Genomic DNA, 17,590 nt, shown 5'->3' on the forward strand with positions numbered 1-17,590 from the left:
ATGATTATGAGAATTAAATATATATATGTACTATTTGCACTTGTTGTTGTTCAAATTACTTCTGCTCAAGACTTTACTATGAAAAATCAGAATAAAGTAATGGGGACCATCAATCCAAGTTTCTATGGTTTTGGGGATTCCTCTAAAGCAGGTGTTATTTATAGTACTGAGGGGTATAACGAGGGGAGTAAGATTGAAAATCGATTTGGTTTTGCCAATCATTATTTTGCAGATAATGATTTTTCATTGGCTTTAGATGTTAATTCGACCAAGATTAGTCAATTGGGATATTCTGTAACAGAGGCCAATTTGCATTATATCTATAAAGCGCAATTATCGTATGAATGGACTTTTAATCCCTCAATATCGGTAGGGTATGGAAATAGTAGACTAGATTATTCTTCATTAGTTTTTGAAGATCAAATCAATGTATTGACAGGTTATATTGCAGGGGTTTCTAGAGATCCAGTTAATATTGATAACAAGATTAATTATTTGGATATCGGTGCTGGAGCAGTAGTTCATAATAATCGGAATATGTTTTTTGGATTTAATTTGAAACACATTAATAGTCCAGAGACTTCTTTTAATAGTAATGCTAGTAATAAAAAAGACATGTTCATGTCCTTTCAATCTGGTTATGAAAAAGACTTAAATCCTTATGGGCAAAGTACTTTTTTGCCTGAGAATTCGTACTTGTATTTGTTTAATTCATTTTCTAAACAAGGAGCAAAAACGCGATTTGATTTGTACCAAGAAGCTATACTAGGAAATATATCTTTTGGAATTAATGAGCATTTTAATAAATACGATGGATTTTCAGTTTCACAAATGGGAACTTCATTGAGTGTTTTTATTGAAGAAATTGAAGTAGGGGCTAATTATTCCTTTGATATTGGAAGTAAAAAAGTAGGGGGGACTACGTATAATACTTTTGAGTTATATGTGACTTTTGATTTCAATCCATTTAAGAAAAACAGAAGAGGTAATAATAGCCGTTTTTACGATATGCAATAAGTGTTCTCCAGATATAAGAAAGGCTACCAAATTGGTAGCCTTTTTAATTTATAGTTAGCATTAAAATTAATATAAATCTGGAAATTGAGCAGGATTCATCTCATTCATCATTGCGTATATTTTTTCAAAAATATCATCTGCAGAAGGTTTGGAGAAATAATCACCATCCGTACCATAAGCAGGTCGGTGCGCTTTTGATGTAAGGGTGAGCGGTTTACTATCCAAATAAGAATAGGCATCTTGCTCTTCTAAAATTTGTTGCAGTATATAAGCCGAAGCTCCTCCAGGAACATCTTCGTCTATTACTAATAAACGATTGGTTTTTGCAATACTTTTTACAATGTCCTTATTGATGTCAAATGGTAATAAAGATTGAATATCGATGACTTCACAATCAATGCCAATTTCAGCTAATTCATTAGCCGCTTGTTCTACTAATCGCAAGGTAGAACCATAAGAAACTAAAGTTATGTCTTTTCCCTCTCTTAAAGTTTCAACAATTCCGATGGGTGTCTTGAATTCACCATAATTCAAAGGAGCTTTTTCTTTTAATCGGTATCCATTTAAACATTCTACAACCAAAGCTGGTTCATCCGACTCTAAGAGCGTATTGTAGAATCCAGCCGCTTGTGTCATGTTTCTAGGTACCAAAACGTGAATTCCTCGGATGGCATTAATAATCATTCCCATTGGAGAGCCAGAGTGCCAAATACCTTCTAGTCGATGACCTCGAGTACGAATAATTAAGGGCGCTTTTTGTCGTCCAAAAGTTCTGTATTGTAAAGTAGCTAAGTCATCACTTAAAATTTGAATAGCATACAATAAATAATCTAAGTATTGTATTTCAGCAATTGGACGAAGCCCTCTTAAAGCCAATCCTATACCTTGACCTATAATCGTTGCCTCTCTTATGCCAGCATCAGTAACACGTAATTCTCCGTATTTTTCCTGCATGCCTTCTAGGCCTTGGTTCACATCGCCAATATTTCCTGCATCTTCGCCAAAAACTAAAGCTTCAGGGTATTTGGTAAACAAAGCATCGAAGTTGTCTCTTAAGATCATTCGACCATCCGTATCAGCTATAGTATTCTCGTTGTATTTAGGTGCTATTGGTTCTACAGAGTAAATGTTAGCATTGGATTCGGAATGCAAATGACTACTGAATTTTTTCTGAGTTACTTCAGTGTAATTTTGAATCCATTTTGCTACTTCGTTCTTTCCATTTTCGTTAATCAACAAGCGCAAAGCTTTACGAGCTGTACTTACTATTTCCTTCTTTAAAGGATCTTTAATATTCTTTAAAACGGAAACGTGTTGAAGTATTTTGGTTTTATTTTGACTCGTTTCAGCTACTCTTTCAAGTAGTGATAATAGTTCTTTTTGTTCGTTTAGGATGGGCTCAATAAATTCTTTCCAAGCTTCTTTCTTCCCTTCGAGAACTTCTTTTTTAGCGGTAGCATCGATTTCGTCAAGTTCTTCTGGCGATGCGATATTAATAGCAATCATCCACAATCGCATTTGACGAATACAATCATAGTCTTTTTCCCAAGCTAATCTATCAGCACTTTTATATCGCTCATGAGAACCTGAACTTGAATGACCTTGCGGTTGAGTTAGTTGAGATACATGAATTAAAACAGGAACGTGTTGTTCTCGAGCTAAATCAGCTGCTTTTTCATAAGTAGCAATTAAGTCGGCATAATCCCAACCTTTTACTTTTAAGATTTCAAATCCATTAGTACCTTCTTCTCTTTGATATCCTTTTAAAATTTCAGAGATAGATTCTTTTGTGGTTTGATGTTTTGCATGAACAGAGATACCATATTCGTCATCCCAAACACTCATTACCATGGGTACCTGTAATACACCAGCTGCATTTATAGTTTCGAAGAAAACTCCCTCAGAGGTACTGGCATTGCCAATAGTACCCCATGCAATTTCATTTCCTTCGTTAGAAAAATTACCAGCGTTAGTGATGCCTGGGACTTGTCTGTATATTTTTGAAGCGTAGGCTAATCCTAAAAGGCGTGGCATTTGTGCCGCCGTAGGGGAGATGTCTGAGCTTGAGTTTTTTTGTTCAGTTAAATTCTTCCAAGAGCCATCTTCATTTAAACTATGGGTTACAAAATGACCACCCATTTGTCTTCCTGCAGACATGGGCTCATAATCCAAATCCGTATGACCGTATAAACCTGCAAAAAACTGTTTTATGGTTAATTTTCCAATGGCCATCATGAACGTTTGATCACGATAATAACCAGAACGGAAATCACCATCTTTGAAAGATTTAGCCATTGCTAATTGGGGAACTTCTTTACCGTCTCCAAAAATCCCAAATTTTGCCTTTCCAGTTAGTACCTCTTTACGTCCTAATAAACTACATTCCCTGCTAGTAATAGCAATTTTGTAGTCATTTAAAACTTCAGTCTTGAAGTCTTCAAACGTTAACGTTGTATTCGTTTTTTCTTTTATCATAATTGAAAAGGATGACATAATGTACAAATCTAATTAAAAACTACTTATTTTCATAATTAGTCTAATAATTAAATTTTGTTTTTTCTAATCATTTTAACGAATTATAGTTTTTTGTTGAATTATTGTTTGTAAAAATGTAATTTGTTAAATAAAATGTAATTTAAGTCGGATAAATCGAAAATTATTAAAACCACTTTCTGTTAAATAAATTGATAAGTGTACTAGGCGAGAAGGTGATTACAAATCGAACCTTTTCATTATAATTTTTTTGATTGAATTCGAATCCGTTAGAAGAGTAAACAGGAAAATACAATTCGAAATAGTCCGTAACTAAATTAAGCCGAACACCGCTATCGTATACGAATTGAGGAGATTGATACTTATTTTTAATAAGTCCCATATCTCCGTACAACTCAATCCAATTCCAGATATTGAAACTCCCATTTAAAGTTGTCATCCATTGATTAGCATACGTAGTGCTTAATTTTGATTTAAAACCACCTTCTGCTTCAATGTATTGCTGACTAAAGAATCCCTTACTTTCAGATCTTCCGTAATAGTTGTAGTCAAAAAGATAATCACTTGGGTGATCCAATGAAAAACTAAAGTAATCAGAATGAGTGGTGTTATACAGAAAGAAACCAGCATACAAACGTAAATTGATTTGATGATTATTCTCAAATAATTTTCGGTACCCCATCTCGGTGATTGCTTTTCCAAAATTTTTAGAAAATTGAAAGTCCGAATTGAAATTGAAATGCTGAGTTAATTCGGTTTTAGTGTTGTAGTATCGAGCATTAAATACCGAATAATTTTCGAGTGAAGCATCACTTCCGTCCAATAGATTACTTTTTTCTTTATTTACAATTACTTGTCTAAAGAGGAAAGCTTGTTTTCGATTGTCTCTAAAATCGCTTTCGCGAATACGGAACTCCACACTAGGTGTTATTTTTGAATAACTAGCATCGGGAGCATAATGAAAATAAGAACCTGTTACTGTATACCTAACGTTGTAAAGATTACTATTTCTGTAATTTTGATTGATTACGAATGCTCCACCTCCAGTAAAAGTGTTGGACTTTGTAGAATAAGAAGGACCAAGATCAAACAAAAAAGGTTTGTCTAAAATGGTTCGATTGTGTAGTCGTAACCCAGGAGAAAGACCATCATAGAAATTATAGTTCAAAGAGGGAACATATAAAATCTGGTTATAATAAGGGTCTTCTAAATCCTTCATGAACACGAATTTTATTGGACGATTATTGGGAAAAAAACCATCTAGTTTTTTCCAATTATTCCGTAAATTGTATTCAGGGACTTCGTTTTTGTAGTTTAAAATAATTCGATCAGCTCCTTTTTTTTCTATGGTAAAGGTGCTATCGCATTCTTTGATATCAAGCCATTTTTTGAAAACAATAGTATCGTTTCTAAGTCCGTAAATCGGAATAGGTATAGGGATTTCAGTTTTGTTTTTTATAGAAAATGTTATGTTGTCTTTTGTTTTGGAAACTTTAGAAAATTTATAATCTATCAATTCACGAGAATTTACAATAGTAGAAAAAAACCAATTGATGTTTTTGTCAGTATTTGATTTTAGAATAGATTCAAAATCGGTATTGGTGACTTGTTGTTTCTTGTTTTTTTCGTAAAACTGATGAATACTATTACTTACAATATTATTTTCTAAATAACTATCTAAGAATGAAATACTCAATCCAGCGCGGTATTTACTAGCAATTTGCTCATTAAATTTGATCAAATTGGTTTTAGGAATTCCTAGGGCTTGATCTAAATTTTTTCTAGCCATTAGCATATAAAAATAACTGTATTGCTTGTTGAAATCCAGATTCGTTATATTATAACTTTTTAGCAATTTGAATCGAGAAGCACTACCCAACATCTTACTTTCAGGATGGTATTGTTCAATATATTTCATCATAGCATCCATTTGTAAGGCGTCGTAAATCCAATTGTCTTTCCGAGGGTCTAGATGCAAACTGTTTTTTAGATAGGTGTCTAAATAGGTTTTTAAAAACTTGATTTCAAACAAGAAATCTTCTTCAAATGGGTTCAAAAAGGAAGGTAACTGATTCAATCCGTAAAAAGGATTTCGATCGTAATTAGTTTGAGAAACTACAATTTTTGGGTGGGGATAAACTCCAATGAAATCATTAGTAAAATTAGCTATTCTATTAATGATAATGATTTTTTGAATAGCATCTAATTGAGTACTGCTGATGTTGGTAATAACCTCATTCAATTCATTACGATAACTATTAAAACTCGATTTTGATTCAATATACACACTAAAATCGGTTCTGTTTTCTCCTTTTAATAAGAAATCAGAATGTGATTTATCCTCTGTTTGTTCCTCCACATTCAAATCTGTGGTTAAAGAAAGCCCTTTTGGAATTTTAAAATGGATAGTATAGTCACAAATTCCATTAGCAATATCGTCTAAATTACTATTGCTATATTTAACAAAGGCTTTGTTCTCATATCGTGCGGGACTTAAAAACCAATTTTTAAGATTCAGATCTCCGTTGGGAGCATAGCCGTATTTAGTAAATTTGTTACTTGGTATTTTTGAAAAGTAAGTGAGGTATAATGTTACTTTTTGATTGGGAGCCAATTTTTCTCTTAGATCAACCGTTATGTAATCCGGGTTGATTTTTGTTCTGTGCCAAGACAAAAATAATTTTTCCTCATTCAAAATGGTTAGATTTGAAGTTCTACCACGCTCTACTTCATTCGCTAAGTGAAAACCTCTGTAAAATTCGTCAGAAAAACGCTTCCCTAAAGGCGTATTTTTATCAGAATAGGCATTGTTCCAATCGTTTAATACAATTGAACTGATGCTGTCATTGGACTGATTAAAAAAAGTAATTTCCTGTTGAATACTAAGCGTTTTAGTGTCAGGATTTAACTCCACATTCATATTAGAACGATGTTGAGCCACTAGCTTATTTGAAGCTAATACTATCAGTAGAAAAAATACTATTTTTAGAAATGATTTCAATCGTCAAATTTTAAGTAAAGGATACAAGTGATGAACTGATTCCAAATCAAATACTATAGCACTCGGTTTTAAAAATTAGGGCTTAGGTCGTATTTTTTATAGAATGCGTCTAAAACCGCTACCACTTCTTCTTCGGTGTCTACAATTTTAAATAAATCCAAATCGCTGGCACTAACTGTTTTTTCGCGCTCTATTAAAACCGTTTTTATCCATTCGATTAAACCCGACCAAAACGATGTACCGACCAAAATAATTGGGAAACGTGCAATCTTTTTAGTTTGAATTAATGTTATAGCTTCAAATAATTCGTCCATGGTGCCAAAGCCTCCTGGCATTACCACAAAACCTTGCGAGTATTTCACAAACATCACTTTTCGAACAAAGAAATAATCAAAATTCAAATTTTTATCTCGGTCGATATACGGGTTGTAATGTTGTTCAAAAGGCAATTCAATATTCAATCCTACAGAGGTACCTCCACCTAAATGCGCCCCTTTATTTCCTGCTTCCATAATCCCTGGACCACCACCAGTAATCACACCATAACCCGCTTTACTGATTTTATAAGCAATTTTTTCAGCTAGTAGATAGTACGGATCTTCCGGTTGAATTCGGGCAGAGCCAAAAATGGTCACACAAGGACCTATACGCCCCATAGTTTCGTATCCATTCACAAATTCCGACATGATTTTAAAAATCGCCCAACTATCATTGGTACGAATCTCATTCCATGTTTTTTGTTTCAGTTTGTCCTGAATTACTTTATCTTCATCATTATCAAAGTCTTGTAGTCTCATTTTTTGTATTTTTTGGAGCTTAATCCTGCTATCCGCTGTATCTTTTTAAAGTAGCCTTCGAGTGCCTCAGTCTACTTTAAAAAGGATGCCGCTGCTATCAGGGCTAGATTTATCAATTACTAAACTAATTCTTTTTTCAGAAATTGTGCAGTATAACTATTTTTATTTTTTATGATTTCTTCAGGAGTTCCTTTGGCAACTAATTGTCCGCCGCCTTTTCCGCCTTCAGGACCTATATCAATGATGTAATCCGCCAGTTTAATCACGTCCATATTGTGTTCGATAATCAAAATCGTATTGCCTTTATCGACTAATTTATTGATAACATCCATTAGCACTCGAATGTCTTCAAAATGCAATCCAGTAGTAGGTTCGTCTAAAATATAAAAGGTATTTCCGGTGTCTTTTTTAGACAATTCTCCAGCTAATTTGATTCGTTGTGCTTCGCCACCTGAAAGTGTTGTACTTTGCTGACCCAGAGTAATATATCCCAATCCTACTTCTTGAATGGTTTTGACTTTTCTGTAAATTTTAGGAATATTTTCAAAGAAAGGAACCGCTTCGTCTACCGTCATGTTCAACACATCTGAAATGGATTTTCCTTTGTAACGAATTTCCAAAGTTTCTCTGTTAAAACGTTTACCCTGACAGGTTTCACATTCTACGTACACATCGGGTAGAAAGTTCATTTCAATAGTTCGCACTCCTGATCCCTCACAGGTTTCGCAACGACCACCTTTGACATTAAAACTAAAACGACCTGCTTTGTAACCACGAATCATACTTTCGGAAGTCATCGTAAATAGATTTCGAATCTCCGAAAATACTTCGGTATAGGTAGCCGGATTAGACCTTGGCGTACGCCCAATAGGACTTTGATCAATGTCAATGACTTTGTCAATATGTTCTAAACCTTCAATTTTTTTGTAAGGTTGTGGTTTTTTTACTCCGTTGAAATAATAGGCGTTCAAAATAGGGTAGAGGGTCTCGTTAATCAAAGTCGATTTTCCACTTCCTGAGACACCCGTCACGCATATCATTTTACCTAAAGGCAGCTCGATAGACACATTCTTCAAATTATTTCCTGTTGCTCCTGTTAGTTTCAAGAATTTTCCGTTGCCTTCCCGACGCTTTTTAGGAACTTCGATTTTCATATCGCCATTCATAAATTGCGCAGTAATCGTATTGCTTTTTAAAATGGCAGCAGGTGTTCCTTGGCTGATGATTTCGCCACCAAATTTCCCTGCTTTCGGGCCAATGTCAATCACATAATCAGCACGTTCAATCATGTCTTTGTCGTGTTCAACCACTAAAACGGAATTGCCAATATCACGCAATTGTTCCAAAGAATGAATTAATTTTTCGTTGTCTCTTTGGTGCAAACCAATACTCGGTTCATCCAAAATATACAATACACCGACCAACTGTGAACCAATTTGTGTCGCCAGTCGGATGCGTTGGGCTTCACCACCCGAAAGGGATTTGGAGCTTCGGCTCAACGCCAAATAATTTAAGCCAACATTCATTAAGAAATCCAATCGGTCTTTGATTTCTTTAATCACTTCAGACGCAATTGTTTTTTGTTTGTCAGACAAATGACTTTCCAATTCTTGAAACCAAGTTGTCAAATCTGAAATATCCAAATCGCTTAATTCGGCAATATTTTTATCGTTTACTTTAAAGAAAAGCGCTTCTTTTTTTAATCGCGAACCTTCACATTCCGGACATTTTACTTCGTCCATGAATTCTTTCGCCCAACGCTTAATCGTTGTTGAGCCGCTTTCGTCATGTTGGTTTTTGATGAAATGAGCAATTCCTTCAAAATCAATTTTGTATTCTCGTGCAACTCCTAAATCTTTTGAATTGATGGTGAATTTTTCTTTGCCACCGTTCAAAATCATTTCCATGGCTTCTTCCGAAATGGTTTCCACCGCATCGGTTAATTTGAAACCGTATTTTTCACCAATGATTTCTAATTGCTTGAAAATCCAAGACGATTTGTATTCGCCCAAAGGAGCAAATCCGCCATTTTTGATGGATAATTTCGGGTTAGGAATTATCTTTTTACGATTAATTTCGTTTACAGTACCCAGTCCATTACAATGCGCACAAGCACCTTTTGGAGAGTTGAAAGAGAATAAGTTGGGTTCTGGATTTTGATAGGAAATACCCGTTGTAGGACACATTAAATTCCTACTAAAATAACGTACTTCGTTAGAATCTTGATCTAAAACCATCAATACATTTTCGCCATGATGCATGGCGGTATTGATACTTTCGGCTAGTCGTTTTTGGTTGTCTTCGGTATTTTCAATAACCATTCGATCAACTACAATTTCGATGTCGTGGGTTTTATAACGATCCAATTTCATTCCGCTAACTAGATCCTGAATTTCTCCATTCACACGCACTTTCAAAAAACCTTGTTTGGTGATTTGTTGGAAGAGCTCAGCATAATGTCCTTTTCTAGCACGGATAATAGGAGCTAAAATATTGATTCGTTTTCCTGTAAAATCCTGAATAATCAAGTCTTTGATTTGATCATCGGAATAGGAAACCATTTTCTCACCCGTATTATAACTGTAGGCATCAGCCCCACGAGCGTATAACAAACGCAAAAAGTCATAGATTTCAGTAATAGTTCCTACTGTTGAGCGCGGACTTTTACTAGTTGTTTTTTGTTCAATAGCAATTACTGGCGAAAGTCCGTCAATTTTATCCACATCAGGACGTTCTAGTCCGCCTAAAAATTGTCTAGCATAAGCAGAGAATGTTTCAATATATCTGCGTTGACCTTCGGCATAAATGGTATCAAAAGCCAAAGACGATTTCCCAGAACCCGAAAGTCCAGTGATGACCACTAACTGTTCTCGTGGAATTGAAATATCGATATTTTTAAGGTTGTGAACGCGCGCGCCTTGAACTTCAATAGTATTGTCTTTATCTAACATAATTTTTGCAAAAAGCAAAGTTACTATTTTGATTTATTCTTTTGGTACAACACAAGCGAAGTTTATGTTAAATAGATGCTGTAATAGTAAGTTAAAATCTAATGGACCAGATCGTTATTCTATAGTCATGGATTTTAGTTTGGTACGATACGCTTCTAAGGCTAATGATTTTGAGATAAAGCCATAGTATTTATTGTTTTTGAGTACCGGCAAAAAGGCGACTTTGGTTTGCTCAAATTGATTCATCACTACTTCCATACTATCTTCAGGAGTAAGAATTGCTTTAGGAGCAGTCATAATTTCTTTAATTTGAGTGTATTTGACACGATAGGTATTAAAGATAATCTCTTTGATGTCATTGAAATAGACTATACCTACTAATTCATTTTCTGAATTGACAACGGCAAAAACAACTTGAGTAGAATTAGAAATTAGATCAACCAATTTGTCAAGGTTTTCATTTGGTGAAACCGTCAAATAATCCGTTTGAATAATGGAATTTGTATCTAAGGTTGAAAGTACATTCGCATCTTTATTGCTAGTAAAAGCATGTCCTTTTTTGGCTAAATTTTTCACATCCATTGAATGTTTTTCGAAGCGTTTTGAAATAGCAAAACTAATCGATGATACAATCATTAATGGTATCATTAAGTTATATCCACCAGTAATTTCAGCAATCAAGAAAATGGCGGTTAATGGCGCGTGAAACAAACCACTTAATATACCTGCCATTCCAACTAAAGTGAAATTACTCACGGGCAATTTGGCTAATCCAATTAGGTTAATCAACTTCGAAAAGAAAAAACCAACATAAGATCCTAAAAACAGCGAAGGAGCAAAATTACCTCCATTTCCACCACTACCAATGGTTAAACCTGTAGCAAAAGCTTTAAGCATCATGGTACAACCTACAAAGAGTAAAAGTACCCAACTGTTATTTCTAAATCCACTAAATAAAGTATCTTCTAATAATTGTCCCGGATCATTTTCGGATAAAATTCGGATGCTTTCATATCCTTCGCCAAAAAGAGTTGGGAACACATAAATTAAAACAGCTAGAAGGGTAGAACCAAAAAGCGCTTTTTTATAAGGACCTAATTTTAACCGACTGAAGAAATGTTCTACTCGTTGAAAATTCCGAGAATAATAAATGGAAATTAAACCTGTGAAAACGCCTAAAAACGTATAAAATGGAATGTTATGATAATTAAAATCTTCTTGTTGCTTGAACGAAAGTAAAATGGTCTCATCCAATACAATTACCGAAACCAAAGTTCCAGTTGCCGCAGCAATCATAATTGGGGTAAAGGCAGATATACTCACATCAACGAGTAAGACTTCGATAGCAAATAACACTCCCGCGATTGGAGCATTAAACGCGGCAGCAATACCAGCGGCAACTCCACAGCCAATAAGTAAAGTACGGTCTTTGTAGCTTAATTTGTATTTCTGTGCATAATTAGAACCAAAGGCTGCTCCTGTGATTACAATGGGACTTTCTAATCCTGCAGAACCACCCATACCCACGGTTAAAGAGCTGGTAATGATTTGCGCATACATTTGTTTTCTTGGGATAATACTTGCCTTTTTTGCGACCGCATATAAAATTTGCGAAGTGCCTTTTTGAATGGTTCCGCTCAAGAATTTTTTGATTACAAAAACCGTTAATAGAATCCCGATAATAGGTAAAATACTATTGAAAAAACCTAATTTTAGAATCCGACTTACATAAGTAGAAAAAGTGAATACCCAGTGCGCAAAAGCTTTAAGTACAATTACCGCAAACGCAGCTGAGATTCCAACCAAAACCGCTGATAAGAAGATGAATTGCTTATCGCCTAATTTTGATCTGGACCAAGCAATAGTTTGTTCTAATCGATGTAAAGCATTTTTTAACATAGGTGGGGTTTTCAGCCGGCTAAATTACAATTAAATATTTTTTAATGCTTCTTTTTTGCTTAAAGGCTTTAAGTTGGATTGTAATACAAATTCCCGAACTGCTTCTGGGTCAGTCTTAGCATATTCTCGAAGCGCCCAACCAATTGCTTTTCGAATAAAAAATTCGTTTGAATGACTGTGTTGAATACAAAGTGATTGCAATAATTTAAAATCGGTTTTTGATTTATAGCCTAGTTGGAATAGAATCACACTGCGATTCAGCCACATGTTTTCAGCGGTTGAAAATCGTTTTATAACGGTTGGGATTTCATTCAGGAACTGTTGTAAATAATCACCTAAAATAAATTTAGAAATCGTATCCACGCTATCCCACCAAGAATTGGTCGTAAGCAATTGCTCAATCCAAATAATGTCTTCAACTTGGTAGTTGTTCTTTAAATTTTTCAGTAGTATTTCGATTCCACAATACTGAAGTTCGCGTTCCTTTTTTAAAAACAATTCCCATCCTATGGCTCTAACATTGCTATTAATTTCAGTTTGGTGTTTTTTGCATAACGATTTAAAAATCGCCCTTCTTTCATCGGTTTTGATTCCGAAGAAAGGGAACAAGTTTTTCATGTATTTTGCCATGGGCAAAGCATTTTCTGCTTTGGCATTCGCAGCAAATGTATTTTCTAATTCGGTTATAAAGTTCATTAGTATTGTTTAAAATCCAACAGCGGTATCGTCTCCTCTAAAATCAGCTCCTCCTTCGAGTTTGCCGTTTGGTAAAACCAAAATAGCATCCACTTTACCAATAACAGGTGTTGTTTTTTCGTTGATTAAATAGGATTTAGCTTTTAATACATCTAAAGTCTTTGTATCAAAAGCTTTGGGTTCAAATGTAATTAAATCGGGTAACCATTGATGATGAAAACGAGGCGAATTGACTGCTTCTTGCATGCTTAAATGATATTCGGACACATTCAAAATCGTTTGTAATACAGAAGTAATAATAGTAGAACCTCCAGGAGAACCCACTACCATAAATAGTTTTCCGTCTCTTTCAACAATAGTAGGCGTCATAGAACTCAACATTCTTTTTTGAGGGGCAATACTATTAGCTTCATTACCTACTAATCCAAATAGATTAGGTTCGCCGGGTTTGGCACTAAAATCATCCATTTCGTTATTCAAGAAAAAGCCTAATTCGTCACAATAGTATTTGGATCCAAAACCATCATTAATAGTTGTGGTAGCTGCAACGGCATTTCCAAACGAATCTACAATGGAATAATGCGTAGTTTCGGTACTTTCGGCATAATTGACTTTACCTTCTTTAATATCAGAGGATAAAGTGGCTTTATCTACATTGAAAGTTGACATTCTCTCTTTCAAATAATTGCTATCCATTAACTCTTTCAGCGGAATTCGAACAAAATCAGGATCGCCTAAATAGAAACTTCGGTCAGCATAGGCTCTTCGTTCGGCTTCTACTATCACTTGAATGGCTTCAGGAGAATTATGACCCATTTTTGCCAAATCAAATGGTTCAATCATCTTCATGATTTGAGCCAAACAAATCCCGCCACTACTTGGAGGCGCCATTGCTATGATTTTTAAATTTTTGTATCCAAATTCTAATGGATTGCGCCATCTAGCTTCGTATTGCGCTAAGTCCTTTTTACTGATAATTGCTCCAATTTTCTTGAAATAACGAACCAGTTTTCGAGCCGTTTTTCCATTGTAAAATTCTTCTTTTCCGTTTGTAGCAATGCGTTTCAGTGTTTCGGCTAAAGCAGGATATTTAATAGTGTCATTCTGTTTGAAAATAGCAGCAAATTTTGTGTTTTCTCCATTCGCTTTTATAATGGAAGTCCGGTAATCGTTCAAACTTTTCTCCTGTTTTTGAGTAACAATAACTCCTTTTTCTGCCAATTCAATTACAGGTTTCATAATTTCTGCCATTGGCAATGAGCCTAATTTTTCATGAACAGCAAATACACCTGCAATAGTTCCAGGAACACCTATAGCTAATGGAGAAGCAGTACTTTTTCCTTTAATTAGATTTCCATTTTTATCCAAAAACATATTTTTAGAAGCATTCAAAGGTGCTTTTTCTCGATAGTCTAACGTTCCAGTTTCGCCATTTGCTTTTCGATACACCATAAATCCACCACCACCTATATTTCCAGCATAGGGGTAGGCTACCGCCAAAGCTAATTCTGTAGCGACCATGGCATCAAAGGCATTGCCGCCTTTTTTCATGATGGCAACACCAATTTTCGAAGCTTCTTCTCGAGCTGAAACCACCATGGCTTTATCTGCCACTAATCCTGTTTGCGCCGATGCAAAATGGGTAAGTAGTACAAGTGCCAAAAGACTGAAATAGCTTCGTTTTAGTATCATAATTGAGTTAATTTTTGTTTTGCAAATAACTGTAATTCTTCGTAAAAAAAGGTGAATTCTTCTTCAAAAATAGCATAGTGTGCAACGAGTTCTTCTCCTGCAAACCGCATTTGAGATTGGTTTTTCGTCCGGTGATCCATTTGACTCAAAATTCGCTCTAATCCAGGTACCGATTGGTAACTTACTAGCCAATTGTGTTCCATCATATACGGAAGTAAGTGCTGCGTTTTGGTAGTCAAAATAGCGTGATTGTCGAGCAATGATTGGTAAAAACGGGCAGCATAATTTTCTAATCCTTCATCAGAATGAGTGGGCCAATTTTTAGCTAAAAAATGGTCGTAATATAGATCAACAATAACTCCAGCATAATGGTGGTATCGCGAATGCAATCTTTTAGTGCTTTGTCGGAATATTGGATGTGCATCAGTAAAGGTATCGATAGCTCGGTGGAGCAAAATTCCTTTTTGAATTTCAGGAGCAAAATTTTCATATTGCTTGCCACGAACTCCATCGGCCATAAAATTGCCGATTTTGATGAATTCATTTTCGCCAGAAAGATGGATGTGAGCAAGGAAATTCATAGTGTTTTTGGATTGTTGCTTTTCAAATATACAAAGTTCAATTCATAAAAGAATTTCATTTTTAAGAAAAAAGGTAGTAATAATGTCGTTTTGCTAAATACGAACTTTTATATTTGTATTTCTAAACAAAATTTAATTCATATTTAGATGACTTTAATAAAATCAATATCAGGAATTCGAGGAACAATCGGAGGTAAAGTAGGAGATAATCTGACGCCAGTTGACGCTGTTAAATTTGCGTCGGCCTATGGGACTTGGTTAAAGAACTATTCTGGAAAAGAAAAATTATCAGTGGTAATTGGTCGCGATGCCCGAATTTCAGGCCCGATGATTCATAATTTGGTTGTGAATACATTAATTGGACTTGGAATTGATGTGATAGATTTGGGACTGTCCACTACACCAACGGTTGAAGTAGCGGTGCCTTTAGAAAAAGCAGACGGGGGTATTATTTTGACAGCTTCTCATAATCCAAAGCAATGGAATGCCTTGAAGTTATTGAATGAAAAAGGCGAGTTTTTGAATGGAGTAGAAGGCGAGAAAATTTTAGAAATTGCCGAAGCGGAAGCTTTTGATTTTTCTGACGTTGATTCATTAGGAACGATTTTAGAAAACGATGCCTATATGGATATTCATATTGACGAGGTGTTGAATTTACCTTTGGTGGATGTCGATGCTGTAAAAGCAGCTCAATTTAAAGTGGTTGTTGACGGTGTGAACTCATCAGGAGGAATTATTATTCCCAAGCTACTTGAATTAATGGGTGTGGAGGTAGTAAAACTATATTGTGAGCCTAACGGACATTTTCCACACAATCCAGAACCTTTAAAAGAACATTTGACCGATATTTCAGAATTGGTTGTTAAAGAAAAAGCTCACCTTGGAATCGTAGTAGATCCAGATGTGGATCGTTTGGCTTTCATTTCTGAAGATGGAGAAATGTTTGGAGAAGAGTATACTTTAGTAGCTTGTGCTGATTATGTGTTGAGTAAAACTCCGGGCAATACTGTTTCTAATATGTCTTCGTCTCGTGCATTGCGTGATGTTACGAATACGCATAAAGGAAGTTACGAAGCCAGTGCTGTAGGTGAGGTGAATGTAGTAGAGTTAATGAAGAAGAATAATGCCATCATTGGTGGTGAAGGAAACGGAGGAATCATTTATCCTGAACTGCATTACGGACGTGATAGCTTGGTAGGAGTAGCATTATTCCTGACACATTTAGCAAACAAAAAAATGACGGTTTCTGCTTTACGCGCTTCGTATCCAGAATATTATATGAGCAAAAATAAAATTGAGCTGACTCCTCAAATTGATGTGGATGCTATTTTAGTTGCCATGACTGAGAAATACAAGAATGAAGATATTACCACGATTGACGGAGTGAAGATTGATTTTGCTTCAGAATGGGTGCATTTGAGAAAATCCAATACAGAACCGATTATCCGTATTTACACAGAAGCTCCTTCGCAACAAGAAGCGGATGTGTTAGCGTTACGTATCATTGATGAAATAAAAGTAATTGCGGGAATCTAATCCCAAAGTCATTTAAATTAAAAATCCCCTTTCGTTACGAAAGGGGATTTTTTTATCTACGATGTTTCCATCTTTTGTGCGTCCAAAAATAGTATTCGGGAGCTTCTAAAATTTGTTTTTCGACAAGTTTTAAATAAGTATCTGTGATTTCAAAATCAGGGATTTGAGTTACATTTTCTCCGATTGGGATAAATGTAGCTTCATAAAATCCACGTCCCACTTTTTGTACATCAACAAAAAGTACATTCAAATCATATCGTTTAGCAAGCATTTCGGCTCCTGTGTGAACAGGGACTTCAATCCCCATGAATTTTTGCCAATGAAAGGCGCGATTCAATTTGGGAGATTGGTCGCTAGCAAGACAATATAGTGCTTGAACTCCTTTGGATTCATTATCAGAAATATAAGGAATTGTATTAAAAGTAGTTACCAATTCGGCATCATATTTCGCCCGAATTTTTCGCACTAACCGATCAAAATAAGGATTGGCAATTTTTTTATAGACCCCAATTCCTTTGAATTTCATATGGCTATTAATAGAAATTAACCATTCCCAACTGGCATAATGCGAAGCCAATAAAATCAAACTCTTTCCTTTGTTTTCGTATTCTTTGATTAACTCGATATTGGTAATGGTAAAACGTTTGTTCATTTCCTCAGCCGAAATAGACATGGTTTTAATCATTTCCAAAAACATATCACAAAGGTGATGGTAAAACTTTTTTTCGATTTGTAATCGTTCTTTTTCACTTAAATGCGGTAATGCAATAGACAAGTTATAACGAACCATTTTTTTTCGATAGCCTACTATATAGTATACAAGCACATAAACTAGGTCTGAGAACCAATAAAATACTCGGAATGGGAGTATTGAGATTATCCAAAGTAAAGGAAAGCTTATTATAAAAATCAGAAATTGCATGCAGT

General features: G+C 35.1%; 11 protein-coding genes. 2 read left to right on the top strand and 9 right to left on the bottom strand.

Going from position 1 to position 17,590, the window contains the following annotated elements; all coding sequences use genetic code 11:
* The first annotated feature begins 6 nt into the window (after positions 1-6).
* Entirely contained in the window at positions 7-1,017 is a 1,011-nt protein-coding gene (locus RMR09_RS04510) for a type IX secretion system membrane protein PorP/SprF (RefSeq protein WP_310594617.1), read from the top strand.
* A 66-nt stretch (positions 1,018-1,083) separates the two neighbouring features.
* Here the strand turns inward: RMR09_RS04510 and RMR09_RS04515 are convergent, their stop codons facing one another.
* The 8 genes from RMR09_RS04515 to RMR09_RS04550 all read right to left on the bottom strand — a co-directional run bounded on the left by RMR09_RS04515 (position 1,084) and on the right by RMR09_RS04550 (position 15,127).
* Positions 1,084-3,492 (bottom strand): thiamine pyrophosphate-dependent enzyme, encoded by a 2,409-nt coding sequence (locus RMR09_RS04515; RefSeq protein ID WP_310594618.1) that lies wholly within the window; start codon positions 3,490-3,492, stop codon positions 1,084-1,086.
* Positions 3,493-3,676: 184 nt separating this feature from the next.
* Positions 3,677-6,430, bottom strand: a complete 2,754-nt coding sequence (locus RMR09_RS04520) for an aminopeptidase (protein WP_409070958.1) — start codon at positions 6,428-6,430, stop codon at positions 3,677-3,679.
* A 149-nt stretch (positions 6,431-6,579) separates the two neighbouring features.
* Entirely contained in the window at positions 6,580-7,308 is a 729-nt protein-coding gene (locus RMR09_RS04525; RefSeq protein ID WP_310594620.1) for a TIGR00730 family Rossman fold protein, read from the bottom strand.
* A 119-nt stretch (positions 7,309-7,427) separates the two neighbouring features.
* On the bottom strand, positions 7,428-10,259 hold the full coding sequence (gene uvrA / locus RMR09_RS04530) for an excinuclease ABC subunit UvrA (RefSeq protein ID WP_310594621.1): 2,832 nt from the start codon (positions 10,257-10,259) through the stop codon (positions 7,428-7,430).
* A 114-nt stretch (positions 10,260-10,373) separates the two neighbouring features.
* Entirely contained in the window at positions 10,374-12,158 is a 1,785-nt protein-coding gene (locus tag RMR09_RS04535; RefSeq protein WP_310594622.1) for a chloride channel protein, read from the bottom strand.
* Between the two features lie 30 nt (positions 12,159-12,188).
* Positions 12,189-12,854 carry a DNA alkylation repair protein gene (locus RMR09_RS04540; RefSeq protein ID WP_310594623.1) on the bottom strand — a complete coding sequence of 222 codons (666 nt, stop codon included), beginning with the start codon at positions 12,852-12,854 and terminating at the stop codon, positions 12,189-12,191.
* Positions 12,855-12,863: 9 nt separating this feature from the next.
* Complete coding sequence (gene ggt / locus RMR09_RS04545) at positions 12,864-14,546, bottom strand: gamma-glutamyltransferase (protein ID WP_310594624.1); 1,683 nt, start codon at positions 14,544-14,546, stop codon at positions 12,864-12,866.
* Positions 14,543-15,127 (bottom strand): ACP phosphodiesterase, encoded by a 585-nt coding sequence (locus RMR09_RS04550; protein WP_310594625.1) that lies wholly within the window; start codon positions 15,125-15,127, stop codon positions 14,543-14,545. Before RMR09_RS04550 ends, ggt begins: the two co-directional genes overlap by 4 nt.
* Before the next feature lie 147 nt (positions 15,128-15,274).
* Here RMR09_RS04550 and glmM point away from each other — a divergent pair, with 147 nt between their 5' ends.
* Positions 15,275-16,663 (top strand): phosphoglucosamine mutase, encoded by a 1,389-nt coding sequence (gene glmM, locus RMR09_RS04555; protein ID WP_310594626.1) that lies wholly within the window; start codon positions 15,275-15,277, stop codon positions 16,661-16,663.
* Between the two features lie 52 nt (positions 16,664-16,715).
* On the opposite strand, the gene RMR09_RS04560 is transcribed toward glmM, so the two are convergent.
* Positions 16,716-17,585: a lysophospholipid acyltransferase family protein gene (locus RMR09_RS04560; RefSeq protein ID WP_310594627.1), complete on the bottom strand. Its 870-nt coding sequence runs from the start codon at positions 17,583-17,585 to the stop codon at positions 16,716-16,718.
* Positions 17,586-17,590: the final 5 nt, after the last annotated feature.

This window comes from Flavobacterium sp. (genome assembly GCF_031537875.1).
Classification (GTDB): domain Bacteria; phylum Bacteroidota; class Bacteroidia; order Flavobacteriales; family Flavobacteriaceae; genus Flavobacterium.